The organism is Bacteroides ndongoniae, assembly GCF_900108345.1.
In the GTDB taxonomy this organism is placed as follows: Bacteria; Bacteroidota; Bacteroidia; order Bacteroidales; family Bacteroidaceae; genus Bacteroides; species Bacteroides ndongoniae.
This window is the reverse complement of sequence record NZ_FNVV01000014.1, coordinates 1,911,655-1,930,416: the sequence shown is the minus strand read 5'-3', so window position 1 is coordinate 1,930,416 and position 18,762 is coordinate 1,911,655. Positions and strand designations below refer to the sequence as shown.

Sequence of the window (18,762 nt, the reverse complement as noted above, 5' to 3'; positions counted from 1 at the left end):
TTGTTCTTAAAATTCAGGTTCGAAAGCTGGCGGTTGGTTTAAAGTTTGATTTGTCCCAGCAAGGCGGTACCGTCTTCGTTGAAGTTGCCCAGCGTGATGGGAATCACCTGATTGTCGAGGCGATCGTCGTGGGGCACTTCCACACGTATGTAGTTGGCCGTGAAGCCATGCATGGGGGCACCGGCCTTGGAACGTTCCAGCAATACGGGCAGGGTTTGTCCGATGTGGCGTGCGTAGAAGGCATGCGTCTTTTCGTCCGACAGCTCCAGAAGTCGTTGGCTGCGGCGGTGTTTCTCCTCGGGCGGGACGATGTAGTCTATCTTCAAGGCCTGTGTGCCGGGGCGCTCGGAGTAGCTGAATACATGCAGCTGGGTGACGTCCAGACTACGGATAAACTCGTACGCGCGTTCGAAGTACTCTTCGGTTTCGCCACGCGTACCTACTATTACGTCCACACCGATGAAAGCATCGGGCATCACTTCCTTTATTTTCCGTACTTTGGCGGCAAACAAGGCGGTGTCGTAGCGTCGGCGCATCAGCTTCAGCACTTCGTCGCAACCCGATTGCAAGGGAATGTGGAAGTGAGGCATGAAGCGTTTCGAACGCGATACAAAGTCGATGATCTCATCGGTCAGCAGGTTGGGTTCGATGGAGGAGATGCGGTAGCGTTCGATGCCCTCTACTTCGTCCAGCGCTTTCACCAAGTCGAAGAAAGTTTCACCGGTCGACTTCCCGAAGTCGCCAATGTTGACACCGGTCAGCACTATTTCACGTCCGCCCTCGGCAGCGGCCTGGCGTGCCTGCTCCACCAGCGATGCGATGCTGCCATTGCGGCTGCGTCCGCGTGCAAAGGGGATGGTGCAGTACGAACAGTAATAGTCGCATCCGTCCTGTACCTTGAGGAAGAAGCGTGTGCGGTCGCCCCGCGAGCAGGAAGGGGCAAACGTGCGGATGTCTTTCAGTGCCGAGGTATGGGCTTCGCCGTGTGCATGTTTTTGCAGGTCACCCAGATAGTTCAGCACGTCTTTCTTCTGTTCGGCACCCAGCACTACGTCCACACCTTCGATGTCGGCCACGGTGTCGGGTTTCAGCTGCGCGTAGCATCCGGTCACCACCACAAAGGCACCCGGGTGCTGCTTGATGAGCCGGTGGATGGCCTGCCGGCATTTTTTGTCGGCCACTTCCGTCACCGAACAGGTATTCACTACACAGATGTCGGCCTTTTCCCCCTTGCGTGCGGTGCGTATGCCCGCTTCGCGCAAGATGCGGCCGATGGTCGATGTTTCGGAAAAGTTCAGTTTACAGCCCAGTGTATAGTAAACTGCTGTCTTATCCTGAAATATAGTTGTATCTATCATAAACTTATAAAAAATCACTTTCAGGTCGCAAATATACATATTATTCATCTAAAATCCCTATTTTTGCACACTCATCAATTATCTGTGCAATGATACAAGAAAATTTCATCAAGCTGTACGAACGCAGCTTCCGCGAGAACTGGGATCTTCCGTGCTACACCGATTATGGTGAAGACACAACTTATTCGTATGGCGACGTGGCTCGCGAGATAGCTCGTCTGCATCTGTTGTTCAAGTATTGCCAGCTGAGGCGTGGCGATAAAATAGCCATCATCGGAAAGAACAATTCGCGTTGGTGCATTGCCTATATGGCCGTCATTACCTACGGAGGAATTGTGGTGCCCATTCTGCAAGACTTCAGTCCGAACGATGTACATCACATTGTCAATCACTCCGAGTCGGTCTTCCTTTTCACAAGCGACCTTATTTGGGAACATCTGGAGGAAGAACGTCTGGCAGGGCTTCGGGGTGTTTTTTCACTTACCGACTTCCGGTGCCTGTACCAGCGCGATGGCGAAACCATCCAGCTCTTCCTTAAACATCAGAACGAAGAGATGGACAAACACTATCCTAATGGTTTTCATAAAGAAGATGTCATTTACACAGAATTGAGTAATGACAAGGTGATGTTGCTCAACTATACTTCGGGTACAACCGGCTTTAGCAAAGGAGTGATGCTGACGGGTAACAATCTGGCAGGCAACGTGACTTTCGGTATCCGTTCACAGCTGTTGAAGAAAGGCGACAGGGTATTGTCGTTCTTGCCCTTGGCACATGCTTACGGCTGTGCATTCGACTTCCTGACGGCTACGGCTGTCGGAACCCACATCACACTGCTGGGTAAGATTCCTTCACCGAAGATCCTGATGAAAGCATTCGAAGAAGTGAAGCCCAATCTGATCATTACCGTGCCGTTGGTCATCGAGAAGATTTATAAGAATGTCATTCAGCCCATCATCAATCGCCGCAGTATGCGTTGGGCACTTAACATTCCCTTGCTGGATAGTCAGATTTATGGCCAGATCCGTAAGAAGCTGGTCGATGCGCTGGGAGGACGTTTCAAGGAAGTCATCATCGGTGGTGCTGCCATGAATCCCGAGGTGGAAGAATTTTTCCATCGCATTAAGTTTCCTTTCACCATCGGCTACGGTATGACCGAGTGTGCGCCGCTCATCAGTTATGCCCCGTGCGAAGAATTTGTTCCGACCTCATCGGGCCGGGTACTCGATATTATGGAAGCCCGTATCTGGAAGGAAGATCCGGAGGCTAAATACGGAGAAATCCAGGTGCGTGGCGAAAACGTAATGGTGGGCTATTACAAGAACCCCGAAGCTACCCGCGAGGCATTTACCGAAGACGGCTGGTTGCGTACCGGCGACCTTGGTTTGCTCGACGAAAAGGGCAACCTTTACATTCGCGGCCGCAGCAAGACGATGATTCTGGGTTCGAACGGGCAGAATATCTTCCCCGAAGAGATAGAAGCACGCCTTAACAACCTGCCTTTCGTGTTGGAGAGTCTTGTAATAGAGCGCAACAAGAAACTGGTTGCACTGGTTTATGCCGACTACGAAGCACTCGACTCGTTGGGACTGAACCAACCGGATAACCTGAAAGCCATTATGGACGAAAATCTGAAGAGTCTGAACGAAAGCGTAGCCGCTTACGAGAAGGTCAGCCAAATCCAGCTTTACCCGACCGAATTCGAGAAAACACCCAAGCGAAGTATTAAAAGATACCTCTATAATAGCATTGCTGTAGAGTAATATGTTTTTTAACATATAAAGAATATCCTCATATACAGTCATTTGCGAAAAGTTACAGAAAAACTTCAAAAAAAACTCTAAAAAAAATGGGTGTTTGGAGAACAACATATTTAAAAAGTGCATACCTTTGCAGCGTTTTAATAAAGCAAATGATTGTATTACGTTTTAAAAAGTAAAGGAAATGAAAAAATTAGTTTTGATGGCAGCAGCTATCGTAGCAGTATCTTTCGCATCTTGTGGTAACAAAGCAGCTAACGCTGAACAAGCAGCAGCTGATTCTATCCGTATCGCTGATTCAATCGCAGCTGTTGAAGCAGCCGCAGCAGCCGCTGACACTACTGCTCAAGATAGCGCAGCAGTTGTAGCTGAATAATTTTAGCGCAACCTTAAGAGAGAATTGAAAGTCTGACGTGCGAAAGCACACCAGACTTTTTTTATTTTATATATCCTCGATGTAGCCCTGTCGGGACGATGCGGCGAAAAGGGCATATTTTTTCCCAGTTAGGAAAGTTTTTTTTCCTAACTGGGAAAAATTTTTTTTCTAACTGGGGAATTTTTTTTCTCTAACTGGGGAAAAAACGGGGGATTTCAGGGACGGGAACCGCACCGATAAAGAGGAACATCCTCAACCGGTTGGTCAGACCGCAGGCGTGTTCAGGTAGAAGAATACGGCAGTACCTATCAGGATGAGGCCCAATACTCCGTAGAACCAGCGTGCCTGTCGGCGTCCGACGTTGTTGACGATGAACTGCGTGTTGCGCGCCGTGAAGAACCAGTCCCAATTGAAAAGAGCAGCCAGCAGAGCTGTAACTCCGGCGGCCGCAAAAATGCCTTGTATGATGTATTGACTCATGGTGCGCGGTTTTATCCGAGTTCTTCCATGGTCACTTTACGGGCACCGTTTTCTACCTCTTCGATGGTGACTTTGATGGTGTTGCCGGGCAGCAACTCTTCGATGAGTTCGGGCCATTCGATGAAGCAGAGCGCACCGCTGTAGAAATAGTCTTCGTATCCCATGTCGTATACCTCTTCGAGCTTCTTGATGCGATAGAAGTCGAAATGGTAGATCAGTTCACCGGCAATGTCTGAACGGTATTCGTTGACAATGGCAAAGGTGGGCGATGTGATGACGTCCGATACTCCCAGCTCTTCGCAAATGGCTTTGATGAAAGTGGTTTTTCCTGCTCCCATTTTCCCGTAGAGGGCAAAGACGGTGTTGTCGCCCATGGCACTGATGAACTGACGGGCGGCGTCATGAATCTGATCTAATGACTGAATTGTTATTTCCATATCTGATATGTTTTAATTGAACGATGTATGTTTCCCGCCCTCTCGCTTTTGCTTCCGGCAACAGACTTACTGCTTTTTGCCTTGCGATGCGGCGGGTGTAGCTTTCTTCCGCAAATATAGCCAAAAACTCTTTCCTGCCTTGCAAAGTGCATAGATAATAATGGAAAAGAAGATGATGGAGGCTCCCGACGGCACGTTGAGGTAGAACGAAATCAGCAGTCCGCCCAAGCAGCTGAGGTAACCTATACCGATGGACAGCCAGATTATCTGGTGAAAGCGGTACGAAAACAGATTGGCCGTCATCTGCGGAATGGTGAGCAGCGAGATGACAAGCACAATGCCCACCATGCGCAGGCAGGCTACGATGGACAGGGCGATGAACATCATCATTGCGTATTCGAACAGTTGCACGGGGATGCCTTGTGAGCGGGCGAACTCGCGGTCGAAGGCTACGTAAACAATGGGCCGCAGGTAGAGCACAAAAAACAGCGTGAGCACGGCGGCCAGTGCTGCCAGCAGGGCTATGTCGGCCAGCGTGATGGTGAGGATGTTGCCAAACAGGTAGGCCGAGAGGTCGGGGGCAAAACCGGGCGAAAGGAAGGTGAATATGATGCCCAGCGCCATGCCCAGTGTCCAGAAGACGGCAATGGCCGAGTCTTCGCGCATGTCTTTCCGCTTGCTGAGCCATTCGACACCGAAGGCCGACAGCACTGCAAACAAGGCGGCGGAAAGGATAGGCGGGAAGCCGGTGTACAGCCCCAGTCCGATGCCTCCGAACGAGGCGTGGGTCAGACCACCGCTGATGAAAACCAGCCGACGGGTGACGATGTACGTGCCCACCATGCCGCAGACAATGCTTGCCAGCAGGCTGCCGATGAGGGCATGTTGGAAGAAGGTGTATTGCAACAGATCCATGATTTTTAATGGTAAATGATGAATGGTAAATGGTTGATGGTGAAGGTCTGTATTGGCTTTCGGTTCCTTCTTGTTCCATTTGCCTCCTTTTAACTCTTTACTTCTTGTGCGGGTTGGCTCTCAGTTCGCCGACAACGAGGAATACTTCGTCCTTCAGGTTGTCCGGCAGGGCGATGCCGCGCAGTTGCAGGCTGCGTACCCAGCCGGCCACGTCTTCGTCCTGCATGGTGTAGAAGATGTCGCGGAATTCATCTTCCTGCTGAGGCGTATAGGAGTCGGGTGCCACGCCGGCGTACTTGTCCAGTTCTTCGTCGTCGTAGTATTCTATTTTCCGGCTGACGGCTGCCAGCAGGCTTTCTTTCTCGCAGACTTCGTGCTGTCCGCAGCATTCACTGTCCACCTCGACCACTTCGGGCATGGCTTCGAGTTCTCCGCTTTCTAACTGACGGCGCAGGCGGCGGTTGCGTATCATTCCGGCTACGGCTGCTACCACGGCCAGGACTATCAGACTAACAATCAGTATCCACATACCTTATTCATATATAGAGTGCCGCAAAGATACATAGAATTTGGGTATGAAGAGGCATGACGGCCTTAAAAAAGCGGAAACACACCGGCCTTTTCAGCTTTCCGTGCCTTCGGTGATGCGGAAACCTGCCACTTGCAGGTCTTTCCAGTAGTTGGGGTACGACTTGGACACTACCTGCGGATTGTTGATGCGGATGTCGGGACGCACCAGGCAGGCCGGGGCAAAGGCCATGGCCATGCGATGGTCTTCGTAGGTGTCGATGGCGGGAGCGTCGGAGGCGGGGCAGCGTTCGCCGTCCCATGTCAGGATGCTGTCTTGCTCGGAGCGTACCACGTAACCCAGTTTGCGCAACTCGGTGATGAGGGCGCAGATGCGGTCGGTTTCCTTGATTTTCAGGGTTTGCAGACCTGTGAAGCGGAAGGTGATACCTTTCAGACAGCAGGTCACGACGAAGGTTTGTGCCAGGTCGGGGATGTCGGTCATGTCTTCGTCGAGGCGGTCGGCACAGGTGGATGTACGGGTCAGGCGTACGCCTTGTGCCGTGTATTCAGTGTGGATGCCCAGTCGGGCAAAGACTTCGGCTCCGCGACTGTCGCCCTGATGGCTGTGTGGCAGCAGGCCGGGCAGTTCGATGCAGGGGGCGGCGACGGAGTCGTCGGCATCACTACTCCAAAGGGCCAGCATTTCGTACCAGTAGGAAGCGGCGCTCCAGTCGCTTTCTACCGTGAAGGGGACGTCCTGGTAACTGCCCGGCTCTACCTTGATGCGGTCGGGGGCGGTCCATTGGGCGTTGGCTCCGAAGCTGTGCATCAGTTGCAGGGTCAGGTTGATGTAGGGGCGCGAGATGATGTCGCCCGTCAGGTGCAGTTCCAGTCCGCGGGGCAGTACGGGGCCTATCATCAACAGGGCCGATATGTATTGCGAGCTGACGTTTCCAGCCAGTTCGATTTCGTGTCCTTGCAGGCGGCTGCCGGTAATGCGCAGGGGCGGAAATCCTTCGTTGCCGATGTAATCGATTTGTGCTCCCAGTGTGCGCAGGGCGTCCACCAAGATGCGGATGGGACGTTGCTGCATACGCTCGGTGCCGGTGATGACACGTGTGCCGGGCGTCACACTGAGGTAAGCGGTGAGGAAGCGCATGGCGGTTCCGGCAGCCATGATGTCGATGTGTTGGGGATGTCCGTCGAGGGCACGAACCATGACGCGCGTGTCGTCGCAGTCGCTCAGATTGGCGGGCAGTGTCGTGCCGCCCGAGAGGGCGTGCAGGATAAGGGCACGGTTGCTGATGCTTTTCGAAGCAGGCAGCTGTATGGTGGCGTTCAGGCTGTCGGGGCGGGTCAGTAGGTATTGCATAGGGTTGTATTTGCTAAAGGGTTATCGTATAAAATGAGTGTTCGTTTGCGGATTACTGTGCGGCAGGTTGTAGCACCTCCCAAAACCTCTGTGGCAAGTGTATGTTTTCTACATCGACAGCATCACGGAACAGCGGAGCTATTTCGGCAGGACGGAATCCGGCAATGCCGCAGCCTATTTCGGTGACGAGGAATGTCAGTTCGGGATGTTGGCGGGCGAAGCTGATGAATTCGTCCACATAAGGCTTGATGCGGTCGGGGCCTCCGTGCATGGTCGGGATGCCGTAGGTCTGTCCTTGCAGGCCGGCGCCCTGACCCCAGATGGCTCCCCACTTTTTCCAGGCCAGCAGTGCGGCACCTCCGCCGTGGTGGCCTTCGAGGTTGCTTCCGAAAACGAATATTTCACCGGGCTGCAACTCGGTGATGCGGGGTGACGTGATTCTTCCGTTCATGGCGATTGTTTTTAAGGGTGTTGCTTATTTCATGCCTCGGGCTTTGTAAATCAGTTCCTTGGCATTGTTGATACTTTGGAATTTCTCTTCGGCTGCCTTCTTGATGTCTTCGCCCAGCGTAGCTACGCGGTCGGGGTGGTGCTTCAGGGCAAGGCGGCGATACGCGGCACGTACTTCGTCGTTGGAGGCCGATGGATCGATTTCGAGCACTTTGTAGGCTTCTTCCAGCGAAGTGCCGCCCATGTTGAGCATCGACTCCACTTCTTTCGCCGACAGTCCCATGTAAATGGCTACTTCCTTCAGTGCCTCTAACTCTGCCGTGCAGACGTGGCCGTCACTTTTGGCAATATTGGCCAGGAAGGCGAGCAGTTGCAACCGTTCTTCATAGCTCAGGTTAGCGGCTATCTGCTGTCCGCAGTCGTGTATCGTATTCTTGAAGGCCATCGGATCCTGACTGTCCATACGCTTGCGCTGTTCGAAGAGGTTCAGCAGAATCTGCTGTCCTTCGCTGACGGCTGCTTCGCCGAAATTGGTGCGCAGAAAGTTGCGTACGTACTCCATTTCGCTGTGCATGATGCGACCGTCGGCCTTGATGATGTACGACGCCATGACAAGCATGGAGAAGAGAAAGCTGTTGCGCTGTCCCCGGTATGTGTCGTTGGCCGTCTGATATTCGTCACCGTAATAACTGCCTTGTGTGGCGGGGCGGTCGAGGTCGAACAACGACCCTACTGCAAATCCTGCCAGTGCGCCCAGCGGTCCTCCGGCCATAAAGCCGATGATGCCGCCAATCCATTTTCCTGCTCCCATAGTTCTTTCTGATGTTTTTTAAATGTTCATTTTTCCTGTTTTCCGGTTCCGTTTCCCGATTCTTGCTTGATAGGACGTATTTAGTTGGTAAACAATCTGTTAACAACCTTGTCCTAGTACTTCCCTATAGGCCTTCTGAGCCGTGCAAGTGTTGCTCGTGAGCCGTGCAAGTGTTGCTCGCGAGCCGTGCAAGTGTCTCTCGTGAGCCGTGCAAGCGTCGTATATCGGCCTTTCGGGCGAGGGAATTTCGACTACGTTCCGTTGTCCCTTTTTCGGGTACGGGCGAACCGGTTTCTTGCTTTTTATTTTTGCAAATGTAGGTATTTCCTTTGTGGCATGCAACCAAATGGCGGGTGAGATTGTTGATAAAGGAAAAAACTATTTTATGAATATCTTTCAATTTATCGTAAGTATGGGAACAGCTTTTACATTGGCTTCAATGCCAGTTGATACTACAGCCGGAGTTAGAAATGGAAATCCGGAGGGAGAAAAAAGAGAAATTGTGATTTGTCGTGGGTTCGAGGCTCATACCTGTGGGCCGATGGTGGAAGTAGGTCAGGAGGCACCCGACTTCCGGGCGGTGAATGCTGCGCTGGAGGAAGTCGGCCTGTCGTCTTATCGCGGGAAACGTGTGATACTGAATATCTTCCCCAGCCTCGACACGCCGACGTGTGCCATGTCCGTCCGTCAGTTCAACGCTCGCGCTTCGGAACTGGAGAACACCGTGGTACTCTGTCTGTCGATGGACTTGCCCTTTGCACAGTCACGCTTCTGCACCACCGAGGGGCTGGAAAACGTAGTGCCGCTCTCGTTGTTCCGCAGCCATGATTTTGTAGAAGGCTATGGCCTTCGCCTGGCCGACGGTCCGCTGGAAGGGCTGATGGCCCGTGCAGTCGTGGTGATAGGCGAGGACGGCAAGGTGCGCTACACGCAGCTGGTCAAAGTGATTTCTGACGAACCTGACTACGAGGCTGCTCTGAAGGCGTTGTAGCGATAGGCACTTGAGCCTTCTTTTTATCGGGGAGCCTGCCAGAAGTACTGGTCGTCGTTGACGGACAGGTTCCTCGAATTCCGTTGACTGCTGTCGCAGCCGGTGGGTTGCAGGAAGATGTAGTTGATGAGATTCTCATAGTCGCTTTCCGTATTGAACCCGTAGCGTGTCCAGCTTTCCAGATAGAACAGGTTCTTGGCCATGTATTCGTACAGATAGTCTTCTGTCGTAGTCTTCTTTTCATTGTTCCAGTTGGCCTCTTCGTTCACCCGGACGGGCTGCCCACTTCTGAGGCGTGCACGCACTTCCTGCACGCTCAGCAGGTTGCCCTGTTCGTCGGTCACCCAAGCGTTGTTCGTGGGGTCTATCCAAAGCCACTTGCCGAGGGTGGACGAATAAACGGCGTTGATGACATGGCAGTCGCTGATGTACGTCTTCGGCATGCAGGTGATGACGCGCGATGGGATACCCATCGACAGGTAACACTCGTTCAGCACCGTGGCCAGTCCGCGGCAGTTCAGGCCCCGGCTGCCGTCCTTGCAGGCCTCGGCAAAGTTGATGGAGTTGTTTCCACCTGTCGGATTGCCGTTCCCGCCGTCGTGGCGTATCTTGTCGTGGATATAGGTCAGGATACCTTTGATGGTGGCCAGTTCGTCGCCCGCCACGGCCACGCTGTCCAGCCGGAAATAGTTACGGACGCGCTTCAAGTCGGGTTCGTCGGCCTGCGCATAGACAATCCGGGGCAGGCTGTCGGCCGGCTGCGTGCGGGTGTATTCCGGCGCATTTTGCAGGATATAGAGGTAATCGGTGGTCTCTTTCAGTCGCTGCAGGGCGGGCTGTAGTTCAGGTGCGTCCAGAATGTCTTTCAGGTCCTCATCATTGACTACCCTGTTGTAGCTGACTTCCATCTTATTGCTGTTCAGGGATTTGAGCAGGCTGCTGACGGCTTCTTGCTTTTTCCCCCGTATTGCCTGGACGCTGGCCATGTTATAGTAATAGGAGTATTTGACGTAAGCATAGCCTTCGGCCAGTTGCGACGCATGTGCGTCGTAGAGGTCAATAACCTTTTGGCAGAGGGCTTCGGCAGCCGGATAGTCCTTCCCGGTATATGCGTTGATAAACTGTGTGTTCAGCGAGTCGGTAGAGGCCAGAAACTTCCGTTCGGCATCGGTTTGTGCCGACAGGCTTGTGAAGCAGGCTAAACTTAAAAGTAAAATCAACAGGTTTCCTTTCAGTCTTTTCATTGTGGGTTCTGTTAAAAAATGGTTGTAAATAGGATTGTTCAGGCTACAAAGTAATCGATAATAAATGAAATGTTCAAGTATTCAGATGGATTAAAACTTGTTGGATATGTTTCTACAAGAATTAATCCTTATTTTTGTCGGCAGAAGTCCCGCGGATGAACGAACGGGGCATGTTGTTGTTATAGAAACGTTATGATACTCTATTTTTCTGCAACAGGAAACAGCCGTTATGTGGCGGCTATGCTGGCCCGGGAGTTGGGCGGTCAGCCGGTGATGGATATGGGCCTGTACATGAGGCCGGGAGCAGAACGGCTGACGGTGACGTTGGCTGAGGGCGAACCGCTGTTCTTCGTCTTCCCCGTGCATTCGTGGGGACTTCCCAAGTATCTGGCGGGCGTGCTGGCGTCGATGGACGTGCAGGGCTATGTGCCCGGGCGAAACTACGTCGGCCTGCTGGCAACCTGTGGCGACGATGCAGGCCGCCTGTACCGCATGTGGGGTGAAACGGTGAGTCGGGCAGGACTACGGGCTGATGCCGGCTTCACAGTCTTCATGCCCAATACGTACGTCCTCTTTCCCGGCTTCGATGTAGACAAGGCAGAAGTGCGCGACCGCAAGCTGGCTGCCGCTCCAGCCGCCGTCCGACAGGTAGCGGAGCAAATCAAGGCGGGAGTGCGGGGCGATTTTACCTGGAGAGGTACGTTGCCGGGACTGAAAAACAACGTAATTTATCCGCTGTTCGCCCGCTTCATGACGTCGGACAAGGCGTTCCGTGCCGACGCAGACGCCTGTATCGGTTGCGGCCGTTGCGCGGAGATTTGTCCCGTGGATAACATTATGCTGACGGCTGTGCATCCCCGTCGTGAGGGCAAACACATGCCCGTCTGGAACGGTCGGTGCCTCAACTGCCTGGCTTGTTACCATTATTGCCCCACGCATGCCATTGCCTACGGCTCGAAGACTCAGGGCAAAGGCTATTACACGTGCCCTAAATAGAGGTGTACAGTTCCTGTTCTTTATGTTTTCCTGACACAGTGTTTCGTGATCCTCATGCCGTACTTCGTTGAAGGGTGACGAGGCTTAGTCTTCTAGGCAGACACCAACACCTTTCAGCGATTTGAGTGTGACGGTGGAGTCTTGGGAAAGATACTTGCGGAGCTTGGTGATGAAGACGTCCAGGCTGCGCGAAGAGTAGAAGTCGGCTGTTTCCCATACGGTGGTCAGGATGTCGTCGCGCTGGACTACTTGTCCTTTTCGGCGGCAGAGCATTTCGAGTATTTTTGCTTCTTTGGGTGTCAACGCCTGGCGCTTCGTGCCGTGGCAGAGCAGGTGTTGCGAGGGCAGGAAACGATAACTGCCGATGGCATATCCTTCTTCTGCGGGAACGTCCACGGTCTGTGGGGCAGGGGCACTCTGTTTTATCTTCAGCACAGCCCGGATATGGGCATTCAGCTCTTCGGGCAGGAAAGGCTTCTTGATGTAGAAGTCGGCGCCCGACTGATAGCCGTTGATGACGTCGCGTGCAGTCGTCAGTCCCGTGATGAAGATGACGGCCAGCCGGGGATAGCGCTGACGGATGTGCTGCACCATGGTCATGCCGTCCATGACCGGCATCTCTACGTCGGACACAATCACGTCGAACTCCTTCTGCTCCAGCAGTTCCAGCCCCTCCCGGCCGTTGGGGGCGGTGGCTACTTCGTAACCGCCTATCATCTGCTCCAGGCTGCTCTTCAGGATGAAGCACAGATTCTTGTCGTCTTCTACCAGCAATACTCGTATCATAATTTCTTGTCTTGAACAGGCAGCGTCAGTGTGAATTCACTGAACTTGCCTTCTATACTGTTTACCGAAACGCTTCCGCCCATGGCCGTGATGACTTTGTAGACAAAGTTCAGCCCCAGGCCGAAGCCGGACACTTTCTTCTCTTTCTTGTATTCCAGTCCGCCGCGGTCGAACTTTTCAAAGATGTGCTTCTGCTGTTTCAGCGGAATGCCCCAGCCGTTATCCCACACCCGGATGAGGACGTGGCGGTTTTGCTCTTCGGCAGAGAGGCGGATGGTGACACATTCGTCGGAATACTTCAGCGAATTGTCTATCAGGTTGCTAAGGGCTTCCTTCAGGTATTCGGCATCGGCTGTTACCATGAGGGAGTCCGGGCAATGGGTTTCAAGGGGTACTTCCTTGTCGGTCTGGATCCGGTATTTCTGTGTCAGCTCGTCGAACAGGGCAGACAGGTTGACCGGCTCTTGTGCCAACTTCAGGCGCGACTGCTCCAGCTTGGCGATGGTCAGAATTTTCTCGGACAGATCGAGCAGGTGGGCACTCTCTTCGTGCAGGATGGAGAAATACTGTTTCTTCAGTTCGGGATTCCGGTCCAACAGACCGCTTTCCAACGTATGTCCGGTCATGGAGATGGTGGTGATGGGCGTCTTCATGTCGTGAATCATGGCGTAGGTGAAGTCCTGCCGCAGGCGGGCTATCCGGTCTTGGCGAATGATGATGCGTATCTGATAGACGATGCATCCGGCCACGAATACCAGCAGCAGGGCGGTAGCTACGAGCAGGACGCCCATCTGCCGGAAGGCAATCCAATAAGGGTTCAGGATGGTGGCCCGGACGGCTTGTGTATGTTCCCTGTTCAAATAGACAGGATTAGTCTGAAGCACCTTGAACGGATGTTTCCAGGCAGAAGCAATCTTTTCCTGAAGAGGCGCACCAAGAGAGTCGACCAGCTGGCATTTCACTTGGGCCTGATACCCTTCTTGCGCCAGACGGGCTGTAAAGATGGAGTCGGCCAGCGGCAAGGAGATGGATGAGTGGTAAATGGAGTCGGCATAATGGTTGGTGAGTACCGCCAGATATTCGAACAGCGTCTGGTCGATTTCTCTTTCATAGTCGAAATTCGTAGAAAAACTGAGGGTGATATCTTCATCTTGGGTATCGCTTAGCCGGTCAAGACGTGTTTTGGCCTCGTCTACAACAGCCTGCGGGAACAGACGGTTGCTGACCTGCAACAGTTCTGCTTCTATCATCCGGTAAGTGTGGACCAGCCACGAGCCTTGGATGGCTACGATGATAATCAGGCTCAGAAAGGTGAGTATTTTGATGTATTTGCCGGGCATAAGTGTCTTGATTTGTCGGCAAAGATATAACAATCTCTTAACAATCGGGTGTTTCCTAACAATAATATAAGGAAAGCATAACGAAGCCATAACCAGCTTTCTGCCGTAAAGGCCGTTACTTTGCGGCATGAAAACAAAATAAATGAATGCTTTATGAAACAGATTGTTATTCTGACGGTAAGTTTGATCGTGGCAGCTACTCGCTTGGCTGCGCAAGAGATAAGAGGAAGTGTGGCGGATAAGGACCAATGTCCGATTGAGGGTGCAACGGTAGTGATGCAGACACCGGACTCTGTATTTGTTGATGGCGTAACTACCGATTCGTTGGGCCGTTTCGTCTTTCATCGGGAAATGAAGCAATACCGCTTGATTTTCCAACACCTGCTTTATAAGAGTGTGGTGAAGGATTATGACTCGTCGGGCAATGTCGGCACGGTAACCATGGACGAACAGGATGCCTATGCCTTGAATGAAGTGGTGGTCAGTGCCCAACGCCCTTTGGTGAAAGCGGAGAACGGTGCCTTGACCTACGATGTGGAAGCCTTGGCCGAAAAGACGACGGCAAACAATGCCTACGAAGCCTTGACTCGCCTGCCGGGCGTATTGGAGCAGGGCGGAAGCCTGAGCCTGATTGGAGCAGGAAGCGTGACGGTGATACTGAACGGGCACCCCTCGTCCATGTCAAGCGAGCAACTGGTAAGTCTGCTGAAAAGTACGCCTGTCAGCAATGTGGAGAAGGCAGAGGTGATGTACAGCGCGCCAGCCAAATACCGGGTGCGAGGGGCGGTTATCAATCTGGTGCTGAAGGACCGGAAGTCCGAAGACACTTTCCTGCGCGGGGAAGTCGGAGCCGACTTTACACAAGCTCGCTATACGCAGGGCAACGGGCGCATGAACTTTTCCTTCGGAGGGCGAAAGGTGACGGCGGATGTACTTTATGCTGCTGACTATACCAAACGGCGGACGGGGTACGATTTTATCTCCCACCATACGCTGGACAACGTGGTACACGATGTGGAGCAATACAACACCGGGTTGAGAAGAAAGCTGACCCACAACGTCCGCACTTCCTTGGAGTACCGGATAACCGAGAACGATCATTTGAATATGGCTTATACGGCAGCCATTACTCCCAGTCTGCGGACGGTTGAAAACTCGGAGGGCATCTTGTCGGAATCGTCCAACGTCCGGAAAGGAGACGAGCAGATGCACAACTTTACCCTCTACTATACAGCACGTTGGGGAATGAACATTGGCGTGGATTACACCTGTTATTCCTATCCAAGTGTGCAGGAGTTCAGCAATCGGACAAGTGAGGACGAACAGAACTTTTCGGCCGACAGCCGTCAGCGCATCAACCGATGGAATGTCTATGCAGGCCAGACGCACGTCCTGCCCCAGGATTGGAGTCTGAACTACGGCATCAACTTTTCTTTTGCCAACGACGAAAGCTCCCAGTTCTATCACGCCCAGGAAGGAGGGGACATGTCACCACTGAATTCTGAGACGAAGCTGGACGAACGGACCTACAACTTCTATGCCGGGCTGGAGAAAGCCTTTGGCGAGCGTCTGTCGCTCTCTCTGTCCGCTGCCGGGGAATATTACCGCTTGGCCGATTACAAGCAGTGGGCTGTTTATCCCTCCATGCAGCTGAACTATATCCCGTCAAGTTCCCACATCTTCCAGCTTTCTTTCTCTTCAGATAAGGCCTATCCCGACTATTGGAGTATGCAGGACGCCACGAGTTACCTCAACGGTTATGCTAAGGTTGTAGGAAATCCCGGCCTGCGCCCTTCGACGGACTATACTGCCGACCTGACCTACATCCTGAAAAGCAAATACATCTTCAGCCTGTATTATACCCATGTAAAAGACTTGTTTGCCCAGTTGGCCTACCAAAGCCCCGACGAACTGACGATGATTTATCAGACGGTGAATTACGATTACGAGCAGAGCTTCGGTCTTTCGGTGATTGTTCCGTTCACGGTCGGCAACGTTTGGAACTCCCGTCTTACGCTGAACGGCTCCTACCTCAGGGATGCCTGCAAGGATTATCATGCCATCGGTTTCGATAACCGCATTTGGCGAGGAATCGTGATGCTGAACAATACCTTCCGGCTATCCTCAAAGCCGGCCATCAGTCTGGAGTTGAACGGATTGTATGTCAGTCCTTCCGTTCAGGGGAATTACGATTTGTCTTCTGTTTGGAAAGTCGATGCCGGACTGAAATGGACCTCTGCCGACCAGAAAGCCGAACTCCGCCTGACGGGTAACGACCTGTTCAACAGTGCGACACCTAATGCCCGTGTGAATGACAGAGGGCAACGGTTCGAGATAAACCAGCACGCGGACAGTCGCTTCCTATCCCTTTCGTTTACTTATAAATTCGGTGGCTACAAGGCGAAGGAACACAAGGATGTGGATACGTCGCGCTTCGGCTATTGAGAAGTTAAAGAGTGATTTTTCCTTGGCAGCTATGTTAGCAATATTTTCCCTTTTGTCTTCTCTGTTTCTCATAGTTGTGAGAAAGCCATTCTCATAGGTATGAGAAAACTCTTCTCACAGTTATGAGAATGCTCTTCTCATAGTTAGAGAATAAACGGAAATCTATTAAGAAAGTATTTGGGCTCAGTATAAAATCTTGAGGGTGTCAAAATGTACATGAACATACATTTTGACACCCTCTTTCTTTAATTGGAATATGTCTTGTTTCTATTTCTTTGTGTAATGATATCTCATGGAGAATATATAAACCTCTATTATATCATCATGCACGGAGTAAACAATTCTATGCTCGGCATTGATTCTTCTTGACCATTTTCCAGCCAGTTCATATTTAAGTGGTTCTGGTTTTCCTATCCCGGTATAAGGGTGTTCGGCTATATCTTCCAATAGGGTTTGAATTTTATTCAAGATAACCTTGTTGCCACTTTGCGTGAAGTATAGATATTCTTTCCGTGCCTGTTCTGACAATGTTATTCTGTACATGCTGCCCGTTTTAAGAAATCTTCTATGCTTTCACCTTCATTCTGGGATATAGAATTACCGTTTTTAATATCCTCTTCACCTTTATGTATTGCTTCCATTGTATCGGGCGACGACATAAGGTATTCTGTTTCTTTTAGCGAATTATATTCATCCAAAGAAATCATCACTACCCCTTTACCATTCCCGCGATTGATAACTACGGTATCATAATCATCAATGACTGCATCAATGTAGCTTTTCAGGTTGGCTCTTAAATCTGTGAAATTGGCTGTCCTCATAAATTCTCCTTTGTAAGTACGCAAAGATATGTACTTATTTGCGTACTTACAAATATAAATAGTTAATTATTAGATATAAAGAAAGAACACCTTTTTATCAGATCTCCCTTTCCTCGATTAAACCGCCGCTTACAGCAATATGCCTAAAAACAAAAAAGCATCGACAATCATCAGATTATCAATGCTTTTTTACCAGTCGGGGTGACTGGATTCGAACCAGCGACCACACGCCCCCCAGGAGCCGATTTTAAATCTTCATATTTTTCTATCTCTTTGATTTTCAGAACTTATACTACTGAGCATCAAATGCTTATTTTCTATTGATTTTCTTCTTTTTGTTGGTAGTTTCGGAAAAATGTGTCATATTTGTGTCATTCAAACAAAAGCAAAATCAATGAAACGCTAAAAGTATTGGAGTATGGCACATTATAAATTCATGTTGTTAGAGTATAATGCAGGCAAGGATGGAAAAACGGCTGTAACTTTACGCATTACTAAAGACAGAAAGCGAAAGTACATTAAAACAGGTTTGCTTGCAACTCCTGAGCAGTGGAATACTGCCAACGATCGTTTTGTTACAGACAAGAAACTTGTGCCTAAATACAAGGAGTATAATGCGAAGCTGTCTGAAATAGAAACTCGTGTAAATGCGGTCTTTCGTGATTTTGAGGTTGATGGTATTGACTGGACCTTGAATCAATTTGAAGATGCTTTTGTGGGGAAAATTTCGAAAGGAAATGTGAAAGATTATTTCAATACAGTGATAACTACATTGAAAGAAACGGGACATGTGGGTAATTCTGTTTGTTATAGTCGCACCCTGCATATGCTTGAATTGTTTGATAATAAGTTTGATAAGAAAGTATTTTCTGAGATTGACATTAAATATGTAAAGGCTTTCGATGTGTTTCTTCAGAAACGGGAATGTAAGGGAAATACCCGGAAATTTTATTTCAAAGCTCTGCGTGCAATCTTAAACAAGGCTATTCAAGATAAAGAAGCGTCGGAAAGCACTTATCCTTTTGGAAAAGGAGGTTTCAATGTGGCTGCTTTGGAAGAAGAAACAGCAAAGCGGTATTTGCCACATGAGGATATGGATAAATTGAAACACACGGTAGTTGAAAGTCCTGCCCAGGAACTGGCCAGACGTCTGTTCCTTTTTTCCTATTATTGCTATGGCATATCGTTTATAGATGCAGCATTGCTGACTAAGAAGAATATTGTCCGTTATAATGGTGGAAATTATATTGTCTATAAGCGGAATAAAACAAAAGAAGCCAAGAAAGTCAAACCTATCCAGATTAAGATAACTCCTGAAATTCAGGAATTGATGGATTGGTTTGCTGCTCATACTATATTAGTGGAAGATTATTTGTTGCCGATTGTTTCCATTGCCGGGTACAAGGGGGAACGACTATATAATCATATTCGTAGCCGTTTTGGACGTAATAACAAGAATTTGGCTAACTTAGCGCAGACTTTGGGGATTACGGACATGAAGCTGACCAGCTATGTGAGTCGTCATACAATGGCTATGACTTTACAGGACAATCAAGTACCACGTGAAGTTATCTCACAGATATTAGGTCACAGTGATTTGGCAACGACCAATACTTATTTGGATAGTTTTGCCAGTAGTGTAATAGACGAAGCGGTAAAAGTATTATAAA

Annotated in this window: 19 protein-coding genes; 6 read left to right on the top strand and 13 right to left on the bottom strand. The window is 50.6% G+C overall.

What is annotated here, in order from left to right; translation table 11 throughout:
- Window positions 1-38: 38 nt before the first annotated feature.
- Window positions 39-1,358, bottom strand: a complete 1,320-nt coding sequence (gene mtaB / locus BQ5591_RS18690; RefSeq protein WP_071150831.1) for a tRNA (N(6)-L-threonylcarbamoyladenosine(37)-C(2))-methylthiotransferase MtaB — start codon at window positions 1,356-1,358, stop codon at window positions 39-41.
- Window positions 1,359-1,447: 89 nt separating this feature from the next.
- Here mtaB and BQ5591_RS18685 point away from each other — a divergent pair, with 89 nt between their 5' ends.
- Together BQ5591_RS18685 and BQ5591_RS18680 are read left to right on the top strand one after the other, a co-directional pair.
- Window positions 1,448-3,121: a long-chain fatty acid--CoA ligase gene (locus BQ5591_RS18685; RefSeq protein WP_022163931.1), complete on the top strand. Its 1,674-nt coding sequence runs from the start codon at window positions 1,448-1,450 to the stop codon at window positions 3,119-3,121.
- A gap of 181 nt (window positions 3,122-3,302) precedes the next feature.
- Window positions 3,303-3,494 (top strand): PG1828 family lipoprotein, encoded by a 192-nt coding sequence (locus BQ5591_RS18680; RefSeq protein ID WP_071150485.1) that lies wholly within the window; start codon window positions 3,303-3,305, stop codon window positions 3,492-3,494.
- A 264-nt stretch (window positions 3,495-3,758) separates the two neighbouring features.
- Here the strand turns inward: BQ5591_RS18680 and BQ5591_RS18675 are convergent, their stop codons facing one another.
- From BQ5591_RS18675 to BQ5591_RS18645, 7 genes are all read right to left on the bottom strand, one after another.
- Window positions 3,759-3,974 (bottom strand): immunity 17 family protein, encoded by a 216-nt coding sequence (locus BQ5591_RS18675; RefSeq protein ID WP_022163930.1) that lies wholly within the window; start codon window positions 3,972-3,974, stop codon window positions 3,759-3,761.
- An 11-nt stretch (window positions 3,975-3,985) separates the two neighbouring features.
- Window positions 3,986-4,411, bottom strand: coding sequence for a tRNA (adenosine(37)-N6)-threonylcarbamoyltransferase complex ATPase subunit type 1 TsaE (gene tsaE / locus BQ5591_RS18670; protein ID WP_071150484.1), 426 nt, complete (start codon window positions 4,409-4,411; stop codon window positions 3,986-3,988).
- 66 nt (window positions 4,412-4,477) lie between these two features.
- Entirely contained in the window at window positions 4,478-5,326 is an 849-nt protein-coding gene (locus tag BQ5591_RS18665; RefSeq protein WP_071150483.1) for a metal ABC transporter permease, read from the bottom strand.
- A gap of 97 nt (window positions 5,327-5,423) precedes the next feature.
- The gene (locus tag BQ5591_RS18660; protein WP_071150482.1) at window positions 5,424-5,855 is read right to left on the bottom strand and encodes a phospholipase; all 432 of its coding nucleotides are present in this window, start codon (window positions 5,853-5,855) and stop codon (window positions 5,424-5,426) included.
- Between the two features lie 93 nt (window positions 5,856-5,948).
- Complete coding sequence (locus BQ5591_RS18655; RefSeq protein ID WP_071150481.1) at window positions 5,949-7,208, bottom strand: 3-phosphoshikimate 1-carboxyvinyltransferase; 1,260 nt, start codon at window positions 7,206-7,208, stop codon at window positions 5,949-5,951.
- 52 nt (window positions 7,209-7,260) lie between these two features.
- A complete protein-coding gene (locus BQ5591_RS18650; protein WP_071150480.1) occupies window positions 7,261-7,659 on the bottom strand; it encodes an A1S_2505 family phage non-structural protein in 399 nt (132 codons plus the stop codon).
- Between the two features lie 24 nt (window positions 7,660-7,683).
- Window positions 7,684-8,469, bottom strand: a complete 786-nt coding sequence (locus tag BQ5591_RS18645; RefSeq protein WP_071150479.1) for a TerB family tellurite resistance protein — start codon at window positions 8,467-8,469, stop codon at window positions 7,684-7,686.
- A gap of 439 nt (window positions 8,470-8,908) precedes the next feature.
- Between BQ5591_RS18645 and tpx the strand changes: the two genes are divergently transcribed.
- Entirely contained in the window at window positions 8,909-9,460 is a 552-nt protein-coding gene (gene tpx, locus BQ5591_RS18640; protein WP_205410656.1) for a thiol peroxidase, read from the top strand.
- Between the two features lie 23 nt (window positions 9,461-9,483).
- Here the strand turns inward: tpx and BQ5591_RS21960 are convergent, their stop codons facing one another.
- Window positions 9,484-10,704 carry a transglutaminase domain-containing protein gene (locus BQ5591_RS21960; protein ID WP_071150477.1) on the bottom strand — a complete coding sequence of 407 codons (1,221 nt, stop codon included), beginning with the start codon at window positions 10,702-10,704 and terminating at the stop codon, window positions 9,484-9,486.
- A 192-nt stretch (window positions 10,705-10,896) separates the two neighbouring features.
- On the opposite strand from BQ5591_RS21960, the gene BQ5591_RS18630 reads away from it, so the two are divergent.
- Entirely contained in the window at window positions 10,897-11,700 is an 804-nt protein-coding gene (locus BQ5591_RS18630; RefSeq protein WP_071150476.1) for an EFR1 family ferrodoxin, read from the top strand.
- A gap of 84 nt (window positions 11,701-11,784) precedes the next feature.
- Here the strand turns inward: BQ5591_RS18630 and BQ5591_RS18625 are convergent, their stop codons facing one another.
- Together BQ5591_RS18625 and BQ5591_RS18620 are read right to left on the bottom strand one after the other, a co-directional pair.
- Complete coding sequence (locus BQ5591_RS18625) at window positions 11,785-12,486, bottom strand: response regulator transcription factor (protein WP_071150475.1); 702 nt, start codon at window positions 12,484-12,486, stop codon at window positions 11,785-11,787.
- Complete coding sequence (locus BQ5591_RS18620; protein WP_071150474.1) at window positions 12,483-13,826, bottom strand: sensor histidine kinase; 1,344 nt, start codon at window positions 13,824-13,826, stop codon at window positions 12,483-12,485. The genes BQ5591_RS18625 and BQ5591_RS18620 overlap by 4 nt, the downstream gene beginning before the upstream one ends.
- A gap of 153 nt (window positions 13,827-13,979) precedes the next feature.
- Here BQ5591_RS18620 and BQ5591_RS18615 point away from each other — a divergent pair, with 153 nt between their 5' ends.
- Window positions 13,980-16,271: a TonB-dependent receptor gene (locus BQ5591_RS18615; protein WP_071150473.1), complete on the top strand. Its 2,292-nt coding sequence runs from the start codon at window positions 13,980-13,982 to the stop codon at window positions 16,269-16,271.
- Window positions 16,272-16,538: 267 nt separating this feature from the next.
- Here BQ5591_RS18615 and BQ5591_RS18610 read toward each other — a convergent pair whose 3' ends face one another.
- A complete protein-coding gene (locus BQ5591_RS18610; protein WP_022161662.1) occupies window positions 16,539-16,814 on the bottom strand; it encodes a Txe/YoeB family addiction module toxin in 276 nt (91 codons plus the stop codon).
- Window positions 16,802-17,092 carry a type II toxin-antitoxin system Phd/YefM family antitoxin gene (locus tag BQ5591_RS18605; RefSeq protein WP_071150472.1) on the bottom strand — a complete coding sequence of 97 codons (291 nt, stop codon included), beginning with the start codon at window positions 17,090-17,092 and terminating at the stop codon, window positions 16,802-16,804. The genes BQ5591_RS18610 and BQ5591_RS18605 overlap by 13 nt, the downstream gene beginning before the upstream one ends.
- Window positions 17,093-17,510: 418 nt before the next feature.
- On the opposite strand from BQ5591_RS18605, the gene BQ5591_RS18600 reads away from it, so the two are divergent.
- On the top strand, window positions 17,511-18,761 hold the full coding sequence (locus tag BQ5591_RS18600) for a site-specific integrase (RefSeq protein WP_071150471.1): 1,251 nt from the start codon (window positions 17,511-17,513) through the stop codon (window positions 18,759-18,761).
- Window position 18,762: the final 1 nt, after the last annotated feature.